Below are 18,843 nucleotides of genomic sequence, written 5' to 3' on the forward strand. Positions count from 1 at the left end.
GTGACGCGGCGCCGCCGAAGATGGATCCGGTGAAGATGCCTGAGCTGAAATGCGAAAAGGTCAACGACACCTACATCCTGCGCGACGGTGCTTCCGGGTTGTTCCTGGCGGCCAGTCAGTTCCCGAAAAACCGCGAGACCCGTGCCCCTCTGGTCATGGAAATCATCCCGCACAAGGATGAGATCGATCCGAAGTACCACTTCCTGTGCGAAGCACCGAAGAAAGACCCGGACGGTCTGCCAGCGGTAATCCGCTACAGCCGCAAGACCAAGGAGCAATACGTCCAGACCGAAGTCGACGGCAAACCGACGGGCTGGAAAGCGTTCTACGACGGCGGCAAGTGGAAAGTCGAAGACAAGCGTCCGACTGCGAAGGCGTAAATCGTCGGGTACTGAAAAGGCCGCATGACAAACCTCGGGTTTTCATGCGGCCTTGTTTTGTGCTTGCGGTCGGATCGAGTGATCCACGACACTGTCCGACCTGCATCAAGCAATTATTTCGTTGTGGAGGCTGCCGTCATGGCCCACGAACTCTATACCCGTACCAACCAGAAAATTTACTTCGCCGGCCTGTCGCTGGAAGCTCTCGCCAAGGCAGAAGAGGGACGAGCGATGAACTCCCTGGCGCTGATTCAGGCCGGACGCGAATCGGCGTTGTTTCACTTGTATGGGGCGCTGTTGGGGTTGTGTCATGAGATTGCCGGTTTCTATCGCTTGCCTCAAGCCAATGCGTCCCGGGCCGAGTCGTTGCTGACTCGTGAAGTGCTGGACAGCATTGCCATCCCGGAAATGGCCGAGATGGTTGAACTGGCCAACAACCCGGAAACCTGGTTGGCCAAGCTGCTGGCAGCCCACGCGGCGCTGTTTCAACCCCCGCGTGCACCGCACAAGCCTAAAGGCGACGTGACTCAGCCTTTGATCCTGGCGGTAAATCTCGATGAAGAGCAAGCGCCTCAAGAGCTGAGTCGTGAGGAGTTGGAGAGCTGGCGTCAGAATCTGAAGGGGTTGGCGATCCGCTTTCGTGAAGGCCTGAACGAGTGCTGACAGAAACAGTTTCGGGATGGCATCTGGTCAAGATCCCGAGCGAAGCATGGCCGATGCCTATATAATCCCCGCCTTTCGTGGAGAACAAACCTTTATGCCAACGTCCTTTCTAGAAATTGTTGAGTTACCAGACGGCCGTATCGAGCTGCGAAGGGCTGAGGACGAGGGTTCTCTGGTTACTTTGGATTTCTCCGAGGATGCCAAGGCGTTCCTGCAAGGCCAGCATGTAGAAGTTGCCAAGGCGATGTTGAGTGTTGGCGTGCAGATGGCTGGACGCCTGGTGGAAGGTGAATTCGACAAGGAAGAGGGTTCGCGGGTCCTTCATTGATCCCGTCTGTCGGTTTTTCACATTTCGATTCATATCGGCTTCTCTGTCCTTGGAGAAGCCCGGCGCGGCCCGAGTGGGCGCCACTTTCCAGTTAACCCAGTCGAATATTCAAACTTTGCGCATCCCCGGTTCGAGCAGCGCTGATCAACTGATGTCGTGACGATGTACTCAGTGGGTTCAACCAACTGACAACCGTATGACTGCGACCAAGGCGAAGGGCCTCGCAGGTCAGCTGCTGGGCGCTCTGTGTGCCACGTGGTTGCAACAGCAGAATGCGTTCGCGATTAAGTCCGGCATCCCGTAACCAGGCCTGGGTCAGGCTGGCAGGCGGGGCAATCAGTGTGAGCCAGCGGGCATCCTGTTCCTCGCTCAACTCCCTGAGAATCGGCGCCAGAAGGTTCAGGCAGTTCCCGGCAGCACCACGCAGAGACAATTCACTGAAGACTTCAGGGTCGGTGCTCCACGGCGACTCGACCACTTCTTTCAGTATTGGCTCCAGCGGCGGCGCCATGAACGCTTCGAACAGCAGAGGCAGTTGGGCTTGCTGTGGTGTGTGTGGGAACTGCATAAAGCCTCCTTTAGCGGCGAATGACGCCAACACTCAAGCCTTCGATCACCAGTTCCTGATCTTTAAGGTTCACTTCGATAGGCGCAAATTCCGGGTTTTCTGCAATCAGCCAGACCTTGCTGCCATCGCGCTTGAAGCGTTTGACGGTCACTTCGTCACCGATCCGCGCAACCACGATCTGGCCGTTGCGGGCTTCGCGAGTGGTATGGACCGCCAGCAAGTCGCCGTCGAAAATGCCGACGTCTTTCATGCTCATGCCATGAACCCGCAGCAGATAATCAGCCCGGGGGTGGAAGAACGCCGGGTTGATGTTGCAGGATTCTTCGACGTGCTGTTGGGCAAGGATTGGCGCTCCGGCTGCAACCCGGCCAATGATTGGCAGGGTAGAATCGTCGGCCTTGGCTTCGAAACCGGGAATGCGAATGCCGCGGGAAGCACCGGGGGTCATCTCGATAGCGCCTTTGCGAGCCAGCGCCTTGAGGTGTTCTTCCGCCGCGTTGGGCGATTTGAAACCCAGCTCCTGAGCGATTTCCGCGCGGGTTGGCGGGTAGCCGTTGTCTTCAAGGCAGCGTTTGATGAAGGCCAGAATCTCGGCTTGGCGTGGCGTCAGCTTTAGCATATTGATCGCTCTGTCTTTTTATACAGTGACTGGGATTATATACAGTGAAACGGTCTTGGCAATGCCCCTTTTTTTACTGCCCGCCAGACGGTCGATAAGCCAATGGATTGAAGCTTTGCCGTTGTATGGTTAAATATCTGACTGACCGTTCCCAAAACGGACTGCCAGGCTTGACAAGGCACAGGCTGAAACGTATGTTTCAAACAAGTGTTTGTCAGGCGGAGTAGCCATGGCCCAGTCGGAAACCGTTGAACGCATCCTTGATGCTGCCGAGCAGTTGTTCGCGGAAAAAGGTTTCGCTGAAACCTCGTTGCGTCTGATCACCAGCAAGGCCGGTGTCAATCTGGCGGCGGTGAACTATCACTTCGGATCGAAGAAGGCGCTGATCCAAGCGGTTTTCTCACGCTTCCTAGGGCCGTTCTGCATCAGTCTCGATAAAGAGCTTGAGCGTCGTCAGGCCAAGCCTGAAAACAAGCCGACGCTCGAAGAACTCCTGGAAATCCTCGTCGAGCAAGCGCTGGTGGTCCAGCCTCGCAGCGGTAACGATCTGTCCATCTTCATGCGTTTGCTGGGTCTGGCGTTCAGTCAGAGCCAGGGGCATTTGCGTCGCTACCTGGAAGACATGTACGGCAAGGTGTTCCGCCGTTACATGATGCTGGTCAATGAAGCTGCGCCGCGTATCCCACCGATCGAGCTGTTCTGGCGCGTGCACTTCATGCTGGGTGCGGCAGCCTTCAGCATGTCCGGGATCAAGGCCTTGCGCGCCATTGCCGAGACCGATTTTGGTGTGAACACCTCCATCGAGCAGGTCATGCGCCTGATGGTGCCGTTCCTCGCCGCCGGCATGCGTGCCGAATCAGGTGTCACCGACACCGCCATGGCTACCGCACAATTGCGTCCGCGCAGCAAATCGACACCGGTTGCCGCCAAGGTTTGACCGCTTACGGGTGGGCGCGGCTGCTTACATCCGCTAAGCTAGCCGCCCATGCCGACTCTCGTTCTGCTCCCGCTGCCAAATAATGTCGCCGATCAACCGGGCACTGCCTGCGGTGGCGATTTGGCGCGAGCCGGGTTTATCGTTATCAAGGAATCTCTATGACTGCTGGCCTGCAAGGCTCGTTGATGGTGGACGTCGCCGGTACCTGGCTGACGGCTGAAGATCGCCAACTGTTGCGTCAACCCGAAGTGGGTGGCCTGATCATTTTTGCCCGCAACATCGAGCACCCGCGCCAGGTGCGGGAACTGAGCGCAGCGATTCGTGCCGTTCGTCCTGACCTGCTTTTGGCGGTGGATCAGGAGGGCGGACGAGTTCAGCGACTGCGTCAGGGATTCGTTCGGTTGCCCGCCATGCGTGCGATCGCCGATAACCCGAATGCCGAATTCCTGGCTGAACAGTGCGGCTGGATCATGGCCACCGAAGTCCTTGCCGTTGGCCTGGACTTGAGCTTTGCACCGGTGCTGGACCTTGATTACCAGCGCAGTGCAGTAGTGGGTACACGCTCGTTCGAAGGTGATCCCGAGCGTGCAGCGCTGTTGGCTGGCGCGTTCATTCGCGGTATGAACAGCGCCGGCATGGCGGCCACCGGCAAGCATTTCCCTGGCCACGGTTGGGCTGAGGCGGATTCCCATGTCGCGATTCCGAACGATGAACGCAGTCTTGACGACATCCGTGCCAACGACCTGGTGCCGTTCGCCAGGTTGAGCAAGCAATTGGCCGCTGTCATGCCGGCCCACGTGATTTACCCGCAAGTCGATTCCCAGCCTGCGGGCTTCTCCCGTCGCTGGTTGCAGGACATCCTGCGCGGTGAGTTGCAGTTCGATGGTGTGATTTTCAGCGACGACCTGTCCATGGCAGGCGCCCATGTGGTGGGCGATGCCGCGAGTCGCATTGAGGCGGCGCTGACGGCGGGTTGCGACATGGGCCTGGTGTGCAACGATCGTGCTGCGGCCGAGTTGGCCCTGAGTGCCGCGCAAAGGCTGAAGGTCAAGCCCTCCGCACGCATCGCTCGGATGCGCGGGCAATCGTTCGCGAGCACTGAATATCGTCAGGATCCACGCTGGCTGGCTGCCGTCGGAGCGCTCAAAGAAGCTCAATTGATTGGTTGACGACTGAATCGAATAGCCCCCCATCGCTAGCGGGCTCGCTCCCACATTTTGATTTTTGCTTGGCTTTGATATTGAAGCCGACATGAATCACTGTTGGCGCGAACCTTCTCGCGAAGAGGGGGAGTTGAGCTGCTGAAAATCTCAGCGCTTCTCCAGCTTATCCGGCAACGGCGCAAACAACGCTTCGATATCATCGCTCTGCAGTTTCCAGTCCCCAGCCTGACGCCCGTCCAGCACCCCCGCCGCAAGGTCGGATTTTTCCTTCTGCAGGTGCTGAATTTTCTCTTCGACCGTGCCGCGTGCAATCAGCTTGTAGACGAAAACCGGCTTTTCCTGGCCGATACGATAGGCGCGGTCAGTTGCCTGATTTTCCGTCGCCGGGTTCCACCACGGATCGTAATGAATCACGGTGTCCGCTTCCGTCAGGTTCAAGCCGACCCCACCTGCTTTCAAGCTGATCAGAAAAATCTGGCGCTTGCCGTTTTGAAAATCTTTCACGGGTGTCCGTCGGTCGCGGGTCTGGCCCGTCAATAACGCATAGTCCACCCCGCGTTTTTTCAGTTCGTCTTCGATGAGCGACAACATTGAAGTGAACTGCGAGAACAGCAGAATCCTTCGGCCTTCCTCAAACAATTCTTCGAGCATTTCCATCAGGCTGTCGAGCTTGCCTGACGTGCTGCCGCGCGTCGGTAGGGTGGCGTCGTTGACCAGGCGCAAATCACAGCACACCTGGCGCAGCTTCAACAGCGCCTCAAGAATGATGATCTGGCTGCGAGCCACGCCTTTGCGGGTGATCTCGTCGCGGACTTTCTTGTCCATGGCCAGGCGCATGGTTTCGTACATGTCGCGCTGGGCTTCGTTGAGTTCGACCCAGTGGATGATTTCGGTTTTCGGCGGCAGCTCGGTAGCAACCTGTTCCTTGGTTCGGCGTAACAGAAAAGGTTTGATCCGACCGTTGAGGTGCTGAAGTCTTACTTCGCTGGTGCGCTTTTCTATCGGTACGCGGTAATCACGATTGAAACTTTTCACGTCGCCGAGCCAGCCTGGCAACAGGAAGTGAAACAGCGACCACAGCTCACCCAAGTGGTTTTCCAGCGGGGTGCCACTCAGGCACAAGCGCTGACGGGCGTTCAGTTCCCGGGCCGCTTGTGCAGCCTTGCTGTTCGGGTTCTTGATGTATTGCGCTTCGTCCAGCACCAGTACATGCAGCGGCTGTGCGGCTAGACGTTCAACATCCTTGGGCAGCAGGGCGTAGGTGGTCAGGATCAGGTCGTAATTCGCCAGATGCTCGAAATGCTTTTTGCGGCTGGCGCCATACAAAGCCAGGACCTTGAGCTGCGGCGTAAAGTGCGCCGCCTCGTCGAGCCAGTTGGGAATCAGGCTGGTTGGCATCACCACCATGCACGGGCGGTCGAGGCGGCCGGCAATTTTTTCGGTGAGCACATGCGCCAGGGTTTGCAGGGTTTTACCCAGGCCCATGTCGTCCGCGAGAATCCCGCCAACCTCCAGCTGCCGCAGCGATTGCATCCAGCTCAAGCCTTCAAGCTGATAGGGGCGCAACGTTGCGTTCAGGCCTTCGGGGACGGTGGCGGTGTAATCCTTGATGTCGCGCAGACGCTGGGCAAAGGTGCGGATCTGCTCGCCACCTTCCCAGAGCAGCGGCAGGTCCTCCAGCGGATTCAGGCGCGTGGCGTCGGCCTTGCTCAGGCGTAAGGTGGTTTCGCCCGGCTCTTGCAGATAGAACTCGCCGAGCGTTGCCAGCACCGGTTTCAAGCGACCGAAAGGCAGGGCGACTTGCAGGGGGCCGTACTCGGAATTCGGCCGGTTTGGAATGTTCACCAGGATCAGTTCGTCGTCACGACGCCGAGCCAGACGTTCCGGGTTGAGAAGCTCGGTGTGCGAGCGCATCAGGTTCAGCAGGATGGGCAGCAGGCTCAGTCGCTCGCCGTTGACGATGATGCCCAGTTCCAGGTCGAACCAGTCCCGTTCCGGTGTTTGCTCGACCGTGGCGTACCAGTCATCCACGGCCGTCAGGTCGAAGCCGAAGTCCTCGTTGATCTGCAGCTCCCAGCCCTGGGTTCGAAGCTTGGGCAGATCGTTGAGGGTGAAGGTCAGCCAGGCGCTGTCATTGACCATCTCGAACAGCTCGCCGGCGCTTTCCGGCAGGGCCTTGCTCTGCCGGGTGGCGATTTTGAAACCGAGGATCCGTAGCTGTTCACGGTAGGACTGTTCCACTTCCGGCTGACGTTTTATCCGTAGCGTCTGTGTTTCCTGGCGAATCAGGATGTCAGTGTTTTTCTGCCCGCTAACGTATTCGTCCAGATAGCTGAAAGACAGCGCAGCGCGATGCTGGATGTAGCGCTGCATCCGTCCATTGCGCGGCTCGAAGGCACTGAACTCTATGCTCGCCAGCCACAGGCGCGGCACTGGCTGCACGTTGTCCACCATGACTTGCGGCGGGGCCTTGGGGCTACGGTTTTCCAGCACGGCTTGAAGTTTTTCCAGGAGTTCGGCGTCTTTGGCGGCAGCGGGGTAGGCGAGGGTCTCCTGTACTTGCAGCAGTACCGCAGCGCAGTGTTTGCAGTTGCTGTGAACCGGACAGGAGCAGATGGCATCGACCATCAGCAGGGTGCCTTTGGCCGACTCACGCAGGCGAATGGTCTGACGGTAAACGTTACCGCCAGAGCCTTCGCAAGCCCCGATGATGGTGGCGTCGCCGGCTTCGACGATCCTGACGCGATTTTCCAGTGCGTAGCGGCGGCCACGCTCCAGGCTCTGTTCCTTGAATCGGCTGACCCAGGAAGGTGCCAGGGGTTTGCTCAGGGTCGCGGACATGAGGACTTCAATCAGTCAGGGACGACTTCAGGGGCTTCCCGCGGGGCGGGCGCCGTCAATGAAGTGATCTTGATCAGCAGGCCGAGGTGGCCGGCGTCGAGGAAGTTCAGTTGGCCGTTTTTGGTATGACTTTCCTGTTTCAGGCGTTCGCTGGCGGTCACCAGGCCATCGGCGTTGAACTGATTGACCCAGAAGTCGGCGTCAACATCGGTGAAGCGCCCCAGTTTTAGATCGAGGGTGCCTTCGATAGGGAACTGACCGAACTGCTCCTTGCCATCGCTGATCGCCACCTTGACCGGTGTTTCTCCCAGCGTCTGCTGCCATGCTTTATGCATCAGGACGCTGTAGTCGTTACTGGCGGTGAGCTTTTCCACTTCTGGATTGAGGCTCGGCGTGCGAAAGCTGTCAGGGTCGATGCGCTTGGCGCCGGCATCCCAGTCTTCCGGTGCGGCACGGCTGACAATCGCCGGCACGGCGTTTTGACGGACCAGAATCATTTCGACCTGATACAGGTCATCGGCAAACGCCGTAGGTGCGACCAAAGTCATCAGCAGGGTCAGTGAGCGAAACAGGCGCATGCGGCGTCCTTCAAGCAGTTTTCGGAATGAGGCGCTCGAACAGCGCCTCTACAGTATTAAAGCGCTCTTCCGGGCGCTCCATCGGAACCTGGAACTTGAACATCGTGGCTCCTTCGAACTTGTAGCGTTTTGGCTGGCTCTGGATCAGTTTGATCAGGGTCAGCGGGTCCACCGGCGTTTGTGTCGCGAATTCAATGCGCCCCCCTTGTGGGCCGCCATCGACTTTCTTGATGCCCAACAACTCGGCCTGCAATTTCAGGGCGGTGATGCGCATCAGGTTCTTGGTGGGTTCCGGCAGCAAGCCGAAACGATCGATCATTTCCACCTGCAAATCCTTGAGACCTTCCTCGTCGGTGGCCGAGGCAATGCGCTTGTAGAGAATCAGGCGGGCGTGAACGTCCGGCAGATAGTCTTCGGGAATCAACGCCGGTACGCGCAAGTTGACTTCCGGGCCACCACCCAAAGGTTGATCGAGGTTCGGCTGCTCGCCCTTGCGGATCGACTTCACCGCGCGTTCGAGCATTTCCATGTACAGCGTGAAACCGACTGCCTGGATCTGCCCGCTTTGTCCGTCGCCGAGCAGTTCGCCGGCGCCACGGATCTCCAGGTCGTTGGTGGCGAGCACGAAGCCTGCGCCGAGGTCCTGGGTGTTGGCAATCGCTTCCAGGCGCTTTTCCGCGTCCGCGGTGATTTGCTGGCGCGGCGGCGTCAGCAGGTAGGCGTACGCCTGGTGGTGACTGCGACCGACCCGGCCGCGCAACTGATGCAGCTGGGCCAGGCCGAACTTGTCGGCACGCTCGATGATGATGGTGTTGGCGCTCGGCACGTCGATGCCGGTCTCGATGATGGTCGAGGCGATCAGCACGTTGAAGCGCTTGTGGTAGAAGTCGCTCATCACCTGTTCGAGTTCGCGTTCGCGCATCTGCCCGTGACCGATGCCGATCCTTGCTTCCGGCACCAGCTCAGCCAGTTCGGCGGCGCATTTTTCAATGGTTTTCACGTCGTTGTGCAGGTAATAGACCTGGCCGCCACGCAGCAGCTCACGCAGCAGGGCTTCTTTGACCGTGCTCTTGTTCTGCTCCATGACAAATGTGCGCACCGACAGGCGTCGGGCCGGTGGCGTGGCAATGATCGACAGGTCGCGCATGCCCGATACCGCCATGTTCAGGGTGCGCGGAATCGGCGTGGCGGTCAGCGTGAGAATGTCGACTTCGCTGCGCAGGGCCTTGAGCTGTTCTTTCTGGCGCACACCGAATCGGTGTTCCTCGTCGATGATCACCAGCCCCAGGTTTTTGATTTTTACATCGTCGGACAGCAGCTTGTGTGTGCCGATGACGATGTCGATCTTGCCTTCGGCGAGATCCGCCACTGCCGCGTTCACTTCCTTGGCCGACTTGAAGCGGCTCATGACTTCCACGGTCACCGGCCAGTCGGCGAAGCGGTCGCGGAAGCTGTTGTAATGCTGTTGGGCGAGCAGGGTGGTCGGCACCAGAATCGCTACCTGGCGACCGCCATGCACGGCGATGAACGCGGCGCGCATCGCCACTTCGGTCTTGCCGAAACCCACGTCACCGCAGACCAGTCGGTCCATCGGTTTTGGCGCGAGCATGTCTTCGCGCACGGCTTCGATGGTGGTTTGCTGGTCGGGGGTTTCTTCGAAAGGGAAACCGGCGCTGAAGGTGGCGTAATCGGCTTTCGGGTCAGCAAAGGCATAGCCTTCGCGGGCGGCACGGCGGGCATAGATGTCGAGCAGCTCGGCTGCGACATCGCGTACTTGCTCGGCAGCCTTGCGCTTGGCTTTCTGCCAGGTCTCGGAGCCGAGGCGATGCAGTGGGGCGAGAGCGTCGTCGCTGCCGGTGTAGCGGGCGATCAAGTGCAGGTTGGCCACCGGCACGTAGAGCTTGGCGCCCTCGGCGTACTCCAGAGCGAGGAATTCGGCGGCCTGGCTGTCGATTTCCAGTGTCGCGAGGCCGAGATAGCGCCCGACGCCGTGGTCAATATGCACCACGGGTGCGCCTTCACGCAGCTCGGTGAGGTTCTTGATGACGGCGTCGTTGTTGGCGTCGGCGCGCTTTTCGCGGCGCCGACGCTGCATCACGCGCTGACCGAACAACGGGCTTTCGGCCACCAGCGCCAAGGCTGGATCGTCCAGCAACAAACCTTCATCCAGCGGTGCGATGGTGATTGCCAGGCGTTCTTTACCGGCGACGAAGTCCGGCCAGCTGTCGACGGTTTTTGGTCGCAGCTTCAGACGCTCAAGCAGTTCCAGCAGCACTTCGCGACGGCCGGCGGATTCCGCGGTAAACAGCACGCGGCCCGGGAACTGATCGAGGAAGCCCGCCAGTGCCGCCAGCGGTTGGGTAGCCTTGGCTTCGATCGCCAGGTTCGGCAACTCCCGGGCGGGAAAGCGTTCGCGGCCAGCGCCGCTTTCTACATCCTGTTGACTGGCCACTACGCGCGGCCAGTTTTTCAGGCGTGCGAAGCAATCTTCAACCGGCAGGAACAGTTCAGCGGGCGGTAATAAAGGACGGGACGGGTCGACGCGGCGTTCTTCATAGCGATTGCGTACGTCGTTCCAGAAGTTCTCCGCGGCTTGTTCGATGCCGGGCAGCGAGAACACTTGCGTGTCCTGGGGCAGGTAATCGAACAGGGTCGAGGTTTCTTCAAAAAACAGTGGCAGGTAGTACTCGATGCCGGCGGGAGTGATGCCGCTGCTCAGGTCCTGGAAGATCGGGCAGCGCCGGAAATCGACATCGAAGCGTTCGCGAAAGCGCGCCTTGAAGCGAGTGACCGCTTCTTTTTGCAGCGGGAATTCCTTGGCCGGCAGCAGCTTGACCGAATCGACCTTGTCGATGGAGCGTTGGTTCTCCGGGTCAAAGGTGCGCAGGGTTTCGATTTCATCGTCGAACAGGTCGATGCGATACGGCAGTTTGCTGCCCATCGGGAACAAATCGATCAGCGAACCGCGCACGGTGAATTCGCCGTGTTCGTACACCGTATCGACATAGCGATAACCGCTGGCTTCAAGCCGGGTGCGCATTTGCTCGACGTCAAGCTTTTGCCCGACATCCAGCACCAGGCTGCTGCCCAGCAGGAAGGTGGTCGGCGCCAGGCGATGCAGGGCCGTGGTGATCGGCACCACCAGCACGCCATGGCTCAATTCCGGAAGCCGGTACAGGCTGGCGATGCGCTGGGAAATGATGTCCTGGTGCGGCGAGAACAGATCGTAGGGCAACGTTTCCCAATCGGGGAAATGCAGCACAGGTAAATCCGGGGCGAAGAACCCCAGCTCCTGTTCCAGTCGTTCGGCACTTTGGCTGTCGGCTGTAAGCAGCAGGGTGAAGCGCTTGGCAGCGCTGGCGGCCTCGGCAATGGCCAGGCTCAGGGCGGCACCGGGCAGATTGCCCCAGTGCTGTTTACCTGCCGCGGCAGGGAGAAGCGGTAGACGCAGAACGGGCACGGAAGGTTGAGCTCCAAGCGTTGCGACAAAGTCGGTAATTGTAGCGGCCCGGAGTGCCGCCTGTCAGTTGCAGACTGTGTCTATTACGCAGGTTTGGTGAAATGTAGTGGTAAAGACAAAATACCGTGGTTTTTTAACGGAAAAATCCAATTATGTAGTGGTAAAACGTCAGGGTGTTACGGAGGGTTACGGACAAGGTAACGATATCTCCAAAAAATTGACTCTTCTGAAAGCCCCGGTTTTACTGGGCTTTAGCGCTGCGCAATTTTTTTGAACAGGAAAATGTTACGGGTCGCACGACAGGCGCGCATTGCTACACGCGTCACTCGGCGGCATAATGTAGCCCCTTTTTTCTGCCCCTACATGTGGAAGGTTCCCGTGACTCAGAAGCCCGACCAGTGTCTTGGTGAATGGATCGACCGTGAAGCACTCGCAGAAGCGATGATTCCGCTTATCGGTCAGCTCTACCGCAATAACAACGTGGTGAGCTCGATCTATGGCCGCAGCCTGATCAATCGTTCAGTCATTGCGATTCTCAAAGCTCACCGCTTTGCTCGTCACCGTCAGTCCGACGATTCCGAGCTGTCCGTCCACGAAACATTCCCGCTGATCAAAGCGATGAGCGAGCTCAAGCTCGGCGCCGCTTCGGTTGACCTGGGCAAGCTGGCGGCCAAATTCAAGGCCGAAGGCAAAGACCGTACTGCCGAGCAGTTCGTTCGTGAAGAACTGGCTGACGTGGTTGGCCAGCAGAACGCTTCCGCCCGCAAAGGCACTGACGTTGTCCTGTACGGCTTCGGTCGTATCGGCCGTCTGCTGGCGCGCATCCTGATCGAGAAAACCGGTGGTGGCGACGGCCTGCGCCTGCGCGCCATCGTTGTCCGCAAGGGCGCCGAGAACGATCTGGTCAAGCGTGCCAGCCTGCTGCGTCGTGACTCGGTTCATGGCCCGTTCGATGGCACCATCACCATTGATGAAGCCAACAACACCATCACCGCCAACGGCAACCTGATCCAGGTTATCTACGCCAAGAGCCCGGCCGAAGTCGACTACACCCAGTACGGCATCGAAAACGCGCTGATCGTCGACAACACCGGTGTATGGCGTGACGCCGATGGCCTGGGCCAGCACCTGGCCTGCCCGGGCGCTGCCCGCGTGATCCTCACCGCACCTGGCAAGGGCGCGCTGAAGAACATCGTGCACGGCATCAACCATGGCGACATCACCCCTGATGACAAGATCATCTCGGCGGCTTCCTGCACCACCAACGCCATCGTGCCGGTGCTCAAGGCAGTCAACGACAAGTTTGGCATCGTCAATGGCCACGTCGAAACCGTTCACTCGTTCACCAACGACCAGAACCTGATCGACAACTTCCACAAGGGCAGCCGTCGTGGCCGCGCCGCGCCGCTGAACATGGTTATCACCGAGACCGGTGCTGCCACAGCGGCTGCCAAGGCATTGCCAGTGTTGAAGGGCAAGCTGACCGGTAACGCGATTCGCGTTCCTACGCCAAACGTGTCGATGGCGATCCTGAACCTGAATCTGGAAAAAGCCACCACGCGCGAAGAGATCAACGAATACCTGCGCCAGATGGCCATGCATTCGGATCTGCACAAGCAGATCGACTACGTCAGCTCTCAGGAAGTGGTTTCCACCGACTTCGTTGGCTCTCGCCACGCAGGCGTTGTGGACGCTGAAGCGACCATCACCCAAGACAACCGCGTTGTACTGTACGTTTGGTACGACAACGAATTCGGTTACAGCTGCCAGGTGGTTCGCGTGATGGAAGACATGGCCGGTGTAAACCCGCCAGCATTCCCGCGCTAAGCTTTAGCTGCAGATGAAAACGCCCCGGCTTTGGTCGGGGCGTTTTTGTTTGTGCAGTGTCTGGAAGGGCAGGCAGGGCAGCCCTTGCAGGGACATGCATAATGATGGGCTCTGGCGCGGTGTCAGGGGATGTCTTCGGGAGCGTCGGGCTTGTTGAAAAGTTGGCATTGGGTTCATCTGCTGTTGTTCGGGGCATTAGCGGGCTGCAGCAATGGCGACGCCATGCAAAGCTTTGGCGGCCAGACCATGGGCAGCACGTATTCGATCAAATACGTTCGTCACGTCGGTATTCCCGCTCTGGCAGAGGTGCGGGTCGAAGTCGAAAAGATCCTGGCCGAAGTGGACCGGCAAATGTCGACCTACCGCAGCGACTCCGATATCGAACGCTTCAACCGGTTGCCCGTCGACAGTTGTCAGAAAATGCCCGCGCCGGTTCTCGAATTGGTCCGCGTCGGCGAGCAGCTGTCAGCGCAAAGTGAAGGTTCGTTCGATTTGACCGTGGAGCCGCTGCTCAATCTCTGGGGCTTCGGCCCCCAGGCTCGCGAGGAAAAAGTCCCGACGGCGCAAGCGCTTGCCGAAGTGCGGCAGCGCGTGGGATATGCCCATCTGCGTATCGACGGCGACCAGTTGTGCAAGGACGCCGCCGTCGAGGTCGACTTCAACAGCATCGCCGCCGGTTATGCGGTGGACACGATTGCCGCACGACTCGAGGCGATGGGCATCCACGACTATCTCGCCGAGGTCACGGGTGAACTCAAAGCCTCCGGCAACAAGGCCGACGGTTCGCCATGGCGCATCGCACTGGAAGAACCACGAGATAATCAGCAGGTGGCGGAGCGCATTGTCTCCATCGACGGTTACGGCCTGTCCACTTCCGGCGACTACCGCCATTATTTCGAGCAGGATGGAAAGCGTTATTCCCACACCTTCGATGCCCGCACCGGTACACCGGTCGCACACACACTGGCGTCGGTCACAGTGATTCATCCTTCGGCGTTGATGGCCGATGGCTTATCGACGCTGTTGTTGATACTCGGCCCGGAGCGCGGTTGGGATTACGCGGAAAAACACGGTATCGGCGCATTTTTTGTGATCCGTGCCGATACAGGATTCGTCACACGTACCAGTCACGCTTTTGAACGCATCAACGCTGGAAAAACCGAATGACTGCGGCGCTTCAAGCACTGAAAAGTGGCGTTGTAGTGCAGGCAAAACTAGCCTACGACGCGACCAAGGGTTAATGTGCGCGGCGTTGACGCTTCTATAGACTGTGTCCGGGTTCTGCACTGGCCCCAAATTGTTCCTTCATGCCACAGATTGGCGTGATTTAGCCGCAGGTGCCGATGGCGCCACGGCCTGTTCTGAGGAGTACGCATGGCTGTCTACAACTACGACGTGGTGGTGTTGGGTTCCGGCCCGGCGGGAGAAGGCGCGGCAATGAACGCCGCCAAAGCAGGGCGCAAGGTGGCGATGGTTGATAGCCGTCGCCAGGTCGGCGGCAACTGCACTCACTTGGGCACCATCCCGTCCAAGGCACTGCGTCACTCGGTCCGGCAGATCATGCAGTTCAACACCAACCCGATGTTCCGGGCCATTGGTGAGCCGCGCTGGTTCTCGTTCCCGGACGTCCTGAAAAGCGCCGAAAAAGTCATCTCCAAACAAGTCGCCTCGCGCACCGGCTACTACGCCCGTAACCGCGTCGACGTGTTCTTCGGCACCGGCAGCTTCGCCGACGAGCAAACCATCGAAGTGGTCTGCGCCAATGGCGTGGTCGAGAAACTGGTGGCCAAGCACATCATCATCGCCACCGGCTCGCGTCCGTATCGCCCGGCGGACATCGATTTCCACCACCCGCGTATCTACGATAGCGACACCATCCTCAGCCTCGGCCACACCCCGCGCAAACTCATCGTTTATGGCGCCGGCGTGATCGGTTGCGAATACGCCTCGATCTTCAGTGGTCTGGGTGTATTGGTTGAACTGGTGGACAACCGTGGCCAGTTGTTGAGCTTCCTCGACTCGGAAATTTCCCAGGCGTTGAGCTACCACTTCAGCAACAACAACATCACGGTTCGCCACAACGAAGACTACGACCGCGTCGAAGGCGTGGACAACGGCGTGATCCTGCACCTCAAGTCCGGCAAGAAGATCAAGGCCGATGCCTTGCTCTGGTGCAATGGCCGTACTGGCAACACCGATCAGCTCGGTCTGGAAAACATTGGCGTGAAGGTCAATGGCCGTGGCCAGATCGAAGTCGATGAAAATTACCGCACCGGCATCCAGAACATTTATGGCGCCGGTGACGTGATCGGCTGGCCGAGCCTGGCCAGTGCCGCCCATGACCAGGGCCGTTCCGCTGCGGGCAGTATCGTCGACAATGGCAGCTGGCGTTTCGTCAACGACGTGCCGACCGGCATCTACACCATTCCGGAGATCAGCTCGATCGGCAAGAACGAGCAGGAGCTGACCCAGGCCAAGGTGCCGTACGAAGTGGGCAAGGCGTTCTTCAAGGGCATGGCGCGTGCGCAGATCGCCGGCGAGCCGCAAGGCATGCTGAAGATCCTGTTCCACCGCGATACCCTGGAAGTACTGGGCGTTCACTGCTTCGGTTATCAGGCGTCGGAGATCGTGCACATCGGTCAGGCGATCATGAACCAGCCGGGCGAGCTGAACACCCTGAAGTATTTCGTCAACACCACGTTCAACTACCCGACCATGGCCGAAGCCTATCGGGTCGCGGCGTACGATGGCCTCAACCGGCTTTTTTGAGCGGCTCCGGCCGGTGGCCTGAGCCGGCCGGGGAGACCGATTTCAGCAATTCTCGAGCGTGGCAGTGGCCAAACCGGGAAAGTCTGTAATCAGGCTGTCAACGCCGAAGTCGGCGAGTCTGCGCATCAGCGCGGGCTCGTTGACTGTCCATACCGACACATGCAGCCCCTGGCGCTGCGCCTTTTGCAGGCGTTCCGGCGTACACAGGGTCCAGTTCAGCGCCAGAATATCGCAGCCATAGCTTGCCGCGACCTTCAACGGGTCGAGCCAGGCGTACTCGGCCACCAGTCCGCGGGAAACGTCCGGCACCAGGTCCAGCGCGGCCTTGAGCACTTCACGGGAGCTTGAGGTGATTGTCACCTTGTCCAGCAAACCATGACGTTGCGCCATTTCGCGGATCGCCAGAACGGTGGTCGCGGCGCGGGTGCGTGAGGCGCTTTTGACTTCCAGTTGCCAATGCTCGAAATCGCATTTTTCGAACAGTTCTTCCAGGGTCGGGATCGGGCACGGCTTGATCCAGCCAGGGCCACCCTTGCGCGCGTCATACGTCACCAGTTCGGCGGCCGTGTGCTCGGCGACCTTGCCGCGCCGGTCGGTGGTGCGTTTGAGCGTCGGGTCGTGGATGACCATCAACTCGCCGTCCTTGGACAGGTGCAAGTCCAGTTCGCAGCGGCGCACGCCGTGCTTGAGACATTCCTGAAAACTGGTCAGGGTATTTTCCGGTGCTTCGCCCTTGGCGCCGCGATGGCCGTAGATGAGGGTCACGGTTCTTCCTTAAATTAATTGCCTGATTCGAGTTGTTCGCGGGCCAGGCGTCGTTCCTGGGCCTGCTTTTGCAAGATATGCCGGGCCAACAGTTGCCGCTGGGCGTCGGTCAGGTGTTCGAATTCGGTGCCGACGTCAAAACCATCGCCCTTGCGGTCGCAATGAGTGACCCGAGCGCGCAGCAACAAACCCAAGGCTTGTGGCATCAGTACCAGCTTGACCGACAGGCGAGAGCCGGCGGCGATTGGCGTGGGGTGCTGGAAGTCGATGCCACCCTCGGAGATGATCACCGGCTGCGGTTCGCCAATTTGCCCGAGCACCGTCAGGGCGATGACCTGGCTCAGCAAATCGATGCGTTTGTTCTGGGACTTCAGGAACGCGGCGATGTTGCGGTCGCGCTCATTGATCTGGCGCAACAGGTGCTGCGACTCGAATTCGCTCAGGTGCAATTCGCTGAGCAGGTTGAAGAGTGGGGAAGCATCCTGCAACACTTCCTGGCCTGTGGCTTCGGTAGCGGACAGGGGCCGAATTTCCAGTGCGATCGTGTCCTCGATACGGTAGTATTCGCGGCGATCTTCTTCATCTAATGTCGACATGGCGAACCCATGGTAGCGGCGGTGGTCTGAGTGTAAAGCTGGTTATCGACCCCCGCCACAAGGACGTTCCTTTTCCCTCCGAACAAGCCCCGACATGTTCAGACCTCTCTTCGTATTTATCGGCACGCGTTACACCCGTGCAAAGCGTCGCAATCATTTTGTGTCATTCATTTCCCTGACTTCGATGATCGGGCTCGCCCTCGGCGTGGTCGTGATGATCGTCGTGCTGTCGGTCATGAACGGCTTCGATCATGAGATGCGCACCCGCGTGCTGGGCATGGTGCCCCACGCGACCATCGAATCCGGTGAAGCCATCAGCGACTGGCAAAGCCTGGCCGCCAAGGTCAAGCAGAACCCGCAGGTGACGGCCGTAGCGCCATTTACACAAATGCAGGGTTTGCTGACCAACAACGGCAAGGTCTCGAAAGTACTGCTCAATGCCATTGACCCGGCGCTGGAGCGTCAGGTGTCGATCATCGATCACTTCATGCAGCAGGGCAAACTCGACGACCTGGTGCCTGGCGAGTTCGGCATTGTCATCGGCGACAAGGCCGCGGCGAAACTCGGTGCGGCGGTTGGCGACAAGCTGACGTTCGTGGCGCCCGAAGTCACGGTGACCCCGGCCGGGATGTTCCCGCGCATGAAGCGCTTTACCGTGGTGGGCATCTTCCACGTTGGCGCGGGCGAACTCGATGGTTACCTGGGCATCACCAACCTTCAGGACCTGGCGCGCTTGCATCGCTGGAAACCGGATCAGGTCCAGGGCCTGCGCCTGAAGTTCGATGATCTGTTCCAGGCACCGCGTACCGCGTGGAATATTGCCCGGGAGCTCGGCGAGGATCATTTCTACGCCCGCGACTGGACGCGCACCCACGGCAACCTGTATCAGGCGATCCGCATGGAAAAAGCCATGATCGGCCTGTTGCTGCTGCTGATCGTTGCCGTCGCCGCTTTCAACATCATTTCCACCCTGGTGATGGTGGTGAACGACAAGAAGGGCGACATCGCGATCCTTCGCACGCTGGGTGCCACGCCGGGCACGATCATGCGCACTTTCATGGTGCAAGGCACGGTCATCGGTGTGGTCGGCACGGCGATCGGCGCGGTGGTCGGGATCTTCGCTGCGTTGAACGTCAGTGCCGCGATCTCCGCCCTCGAAGGCTTGATCGGGCACAAGTTTCTCAACGCCGACGTGTACTTCATTGATTACCTGCCGTCGCAGGTGCAGAGCCAGGACGTTGTGATGGTCTGCTCTGCGGCGTTGGTCCTGAGTTTTCTCGCCACCCTGTATCCAGCCTGGCGTGCCGCGCGCACCCAGCCTGCGGAGGCGCTACGTTATGAGTGAGTCG

15 protein-coding genes and 1 pseudogene are annotated in these 18,843 nt (G+C 59.3%); 9 read left to right on the plus strand and 7 right to left on the minus strand.

Annotated elements, in window-relative coordinates:
- The 3 genes and pseudogenes from D8U18_RS23785 to D8U18_RS23795 form a co-directional block, all read left to right on the plus strand.
- Nucleotides 1-380, plus strand: a pseudogene (locus D8U18_RS23785) (DNA topoisomerase I subunit omega); the annotation flags it as partial.
- 138 nt (nt 381-518) lie between these two features.
- Nucleotides 519-1,043, plus strand: coding sequence for a DUF6586 family protein (locus D8U18_RS23790; RefSeq protein ID WP_056857018.1), 525 nt, complete (start codon nt 519-521; stop codon nt 1,041-1,043).
- Nucleotides 1,044-1,137: 94 nt separating this feature from the next.
- Nucleotides 1,138-1,371 carry a hypothetical protein gene (locus D8U18_RS23795; protein ID WP_046041430.1) on the plus strand — a complete coding sequence of 78 codons (234 nt, stop codon included), beginning with the start codon at nt 1,138-1,140 and terminating at the stop codon, nt 1,369-1,371.
- A gap of 91 nt (nt 1,372-1,462) precedes the next feature.
- Here D8U18_RS23795 and sulA read toward each other — a convergent pair whose 3' ends face one another.
- Entirely contained in the window at nt 1,463-1,939 is a 477-nt protein-coding gene (gene sulA / locus D8U18_RS23800; RefSeq protein ID WP_131108626.1) for an SOS-induced cell division inhibitor SulA, read from the minus strand.
- A 10-nt stretch (nt 1,940-1,949) separates the two neighbouring features.
- The gene (gene lexA / locus D8U18_RS23805) at nt 1,950-2,558 is read right to left on the minus strand and encodes a transcriptional repressor LexA (protein WP_056857020.1); all 609 of its coding nucleotides are present in this window, start codon (nt 2,556-2,558) and stop codon (nt 1,950-1,952) included.
- Nucleotides 2,559-2,787: 229 nt separating this feature from the next.
- Between lexA and D8U18_RS23810 the strand changes: the two genes are divergently transcribed.
- Complete coding sequence (locus tag D8U18_RS23810; RefSeq protein ID WP_056857021.1) at nt 2,788-3,495, plus strand: TetR/AcrR family transcriptional regulator; 708 nt, start codon at nt 2,788-2,790, stop codon at nt 3,493-3,495.
- Nucleotides 3,496-3,653: 158 nt separating this feature from the next.
- Complete coding sequence (nagZ, locus tag D8U18_RS23815; protein WP_130907245.1) at nt 3,654-4,664, plus strand: beta-N-acetylhexosaminidase; 1,011 nt, start codon at nt 3,654-3,656, stop codon at nt 4,662-4,664.
- A 141-nt stretch (nt 4,665-4,805) separates the two neighbouring features.
- Here nagZ and D8U18_RS23820 read toward each other — a convergent pair whose 3' ends face one another.
- The 3 genes from D8U18_RS23820 to mfd are packed head-to-tail and all read right to left on the minus strand — an operon-like array spanning nt 4,806 to nt 11,537.
- On the minus strand, nt 4,806-7,499 hold the full coding sequence (locus tag D8U18_RS23820; protein ID WP_131108628.1) for a DEAD/DEAH box helicase: 2,694 nt from the start codon (nt 7,497-7,499) through the stop codon (nt 4,806-4,808).
- Nucleotides 7,500-7,510: 11 nt separating this feature from the next.
- Entirely contained in the window at nt 7,511-8,077 is a 567-nt protein-coding gene (locus tag D8U18_RS23825; RefSeq protein ID WP_056857024.1) for a CsiV family protein, read from the minus strand.
- Nucleotides 8,078-8,087: 10 nt separating this feature from the next.
- Nucleotides 8,088-11,537, minus strand: coding sequence for a transcription-repair coupling factor (mfd, locus tag D8U18_RS23830; RefSeq protein WP_056857025.1), 3,450 nt, complete (start codon nt 11,535-11,537; stop codon nt 8,088-8,090).
- A 363-nt stretch (nt 11,538-11,900) separates the two neighbouring features.
- On the opposite strand from mfd, the gene D8U18_RS23835 reads away from it, so the two are divergent.
- The 3 genes from D8U18_RS23835 to sthA all read left to right on the plus strand — a co-directional run bounded on the left by D8U18_RS23835 (nt 11,901) and on the right by sthA (nt 16,133).
- Nucleotides 11,901-13,364, plus strand: coding sequence for a glyceraldehyde-3-phosphate dehydrogenase (locus D8U18_RS23835; protein WP_056857026.1), 1,464 nt, complete (start codon nt 11,901-11,903; stop codon nt 13,362-13,364).
- 222 nt (nt 13,365-13,586) lie between these two features.
- Entirely contained in the window at nt 13,587-14,531 is a 945-nt protein-coding gene (locus tag D8U18_RS23840; protein ID WP_241664349.1) for an FAD:protein FMN transferase, read from the plus strand.
- Nucleotides 14,532-14,738: 207 nt separating this feature from the next.
- Nucleotides 14,739-16,133 carry a Si-specific NAD(P)(+) transhydrogenase gene (sthA, locus tag D8U18_RS23845; protein WP_131108632.1) on the plus strand — a complete coding sequence of 465 codons (1,395 nt, stop codon included), beginning with the start codon at nt 14,739-14,741 and terminating at the stop codon, nt 16,131-16,133.
- Between the two features lie 42 nt (nt 16,134-16,175).
- On the opposite strand, the gene D8U18_RS23850 is transcribed toward sthA, so the two are convergent.
- Complete coding sequence (locus tag D8U18_RS23850; protein WP_131108634.1) at nt 16,176-16,898, minus strand: glycerophosphodiester phosphodiesterase family protein; 723 nt, start codon at nt 16,896-16,898, stop codon at nt 16,176-16,178.
- 14 nt (nt 16,899-16,912) lie between these two features.
- A complete protein-coding gene (locus D8U18_RS23855; RefSeq protein ID WP_056857029.1) occupies nt 16,913-17,494 on the minus strand; it encodes a PilZ domain-containing protein in 582 nt (193 codons plus the stop codon).
- 94 nt (nt 17,495-17,588) lie between these two features.
- Here D8U18_RS23855 and D8U18_RS23860 point away from each other — a divergent pair, with 94 nt between their 5' ends.
- Nucleotides 17,589-18,839: a lipoprotein-releasing ABC transporter permease subunit gene (locus tag D8U18_RS23860; protein WP_056857030.1), complete on the plus strand. Its 1,251-nt coding sequence runs from the start codon at nt 17,589-17,591 to the stop codon at nt 18,837-18,839.
- Nucleotides 18,840-18,843 lie beyond the last annotated feature (4 nt).

It is taken from the genome of Pseudomonas sp. Sample_10, assembly GCF_004321495.1.
In the GTDB taxonomy this organism is placed as follows: Bacteria; Pseudomonadota; Gammaproteobacteria; order Pseudomonadales; family Pseudomonadaceae; genus Aquipseudomonas.

What these genes read in the sequence shown, in the direction of transcription:
- D8U18_RS23840 (WP_241664349.1), top strand. Translation starts at nt 13,587, where the DNA reads ATGCAAAGCTTTGGCGGCCAGACCATGGGCAGCACGTATTCGATCAAA.
- lexA (WP_056857020.1), bottom strand. Translation starts at nt 2,558, where the DNA reads ATGCTAAAGCTGACGCCACGCCAAGCCGAGATTCTGGCCTTCATCAAA.
- D8U18_RS23835 (WP_056857026.1), top strand. Translation starts at nt 11,901, where the DNA reads ATGTGGAAGGTTCCCGTGACTCAGAAGCCCGACCAGTGTCTTGGTGAA.
- D8U18_RS23810 (WP_056857021.1), top strand. Translation starts at nt 2,788, where the DNA reads ATGGCCCAGTCGGAAACCGTTGAACGCATCCTTGATGCTGCCGAGCAG.
- D8U18_RS23820 (WP_131108628.1), bottom strand. Translation starts at nt 7,499, where the DNA reads ATGTCCGCGACCCTGAGCAAACCCCTGGCACCTTCCTGGGTCAGCCGA.
- D8U18_RS23860 (WP_056857030.1), top strand. Translation starts at nt 17,589, where the DNA reads ATGTTCAGACCTCTCTTCGTATTTATCGGCACGCGTTACACCCGTGCA.
- D8U18_RS23825 (WP_056857024.1), bottom strand. Translation starts at nt 8,077, where the DNA reads ATGCGCCTGTTTCGCTCACTGACCCTGCTGATGACTTTGGTCGCACCT.
- D8U18_RS23795 (WP_046041430.1), top strand. Translation starts at nt 1,138, where the DNA reads ATGCCAACGTCCTTTCTAGAAATTGTTGAGTTACCAGACGGCCGTATC.
- D8U18_RS23790 (WP_056857018.1), top strand. Translation starts at nt 519, where the DNA reads ATGGCCCACGAACTCTATACCCGTACCAACCAGAAAATTTACTTCGCC.
- sthA (WP_131108632.1), top strand. Translation starts at nt 14,739, where the DNA reads ATGGCTGTCTACAACTACGACGTGGTGGTGTTGGGTTCCGGCCCGGCG.
- D8U18_RS23855 (WP_056857029.1), bottom strand. Translation starts at nt 17,494, where the DNA reads ATGTCGACATTAGATGAAGAAGATCGCCGCGAATACTACCGTATCGAG.
- sulA (WP_131108626.1), bottom strand. Translation starts at nt 1,939, where the DNA reads ATGCAGTTCCCACACACACCACAGCAAGCCCAACTGCCTCTGCTGTTC.
- nagZ (WP_130907245.1), top strand. Translation starts at nt 3,654, where the DNA reads ATGACTGCTGGCCTGCAAGGCTCGTTGATGGTGGACGTCGCCGGTACC.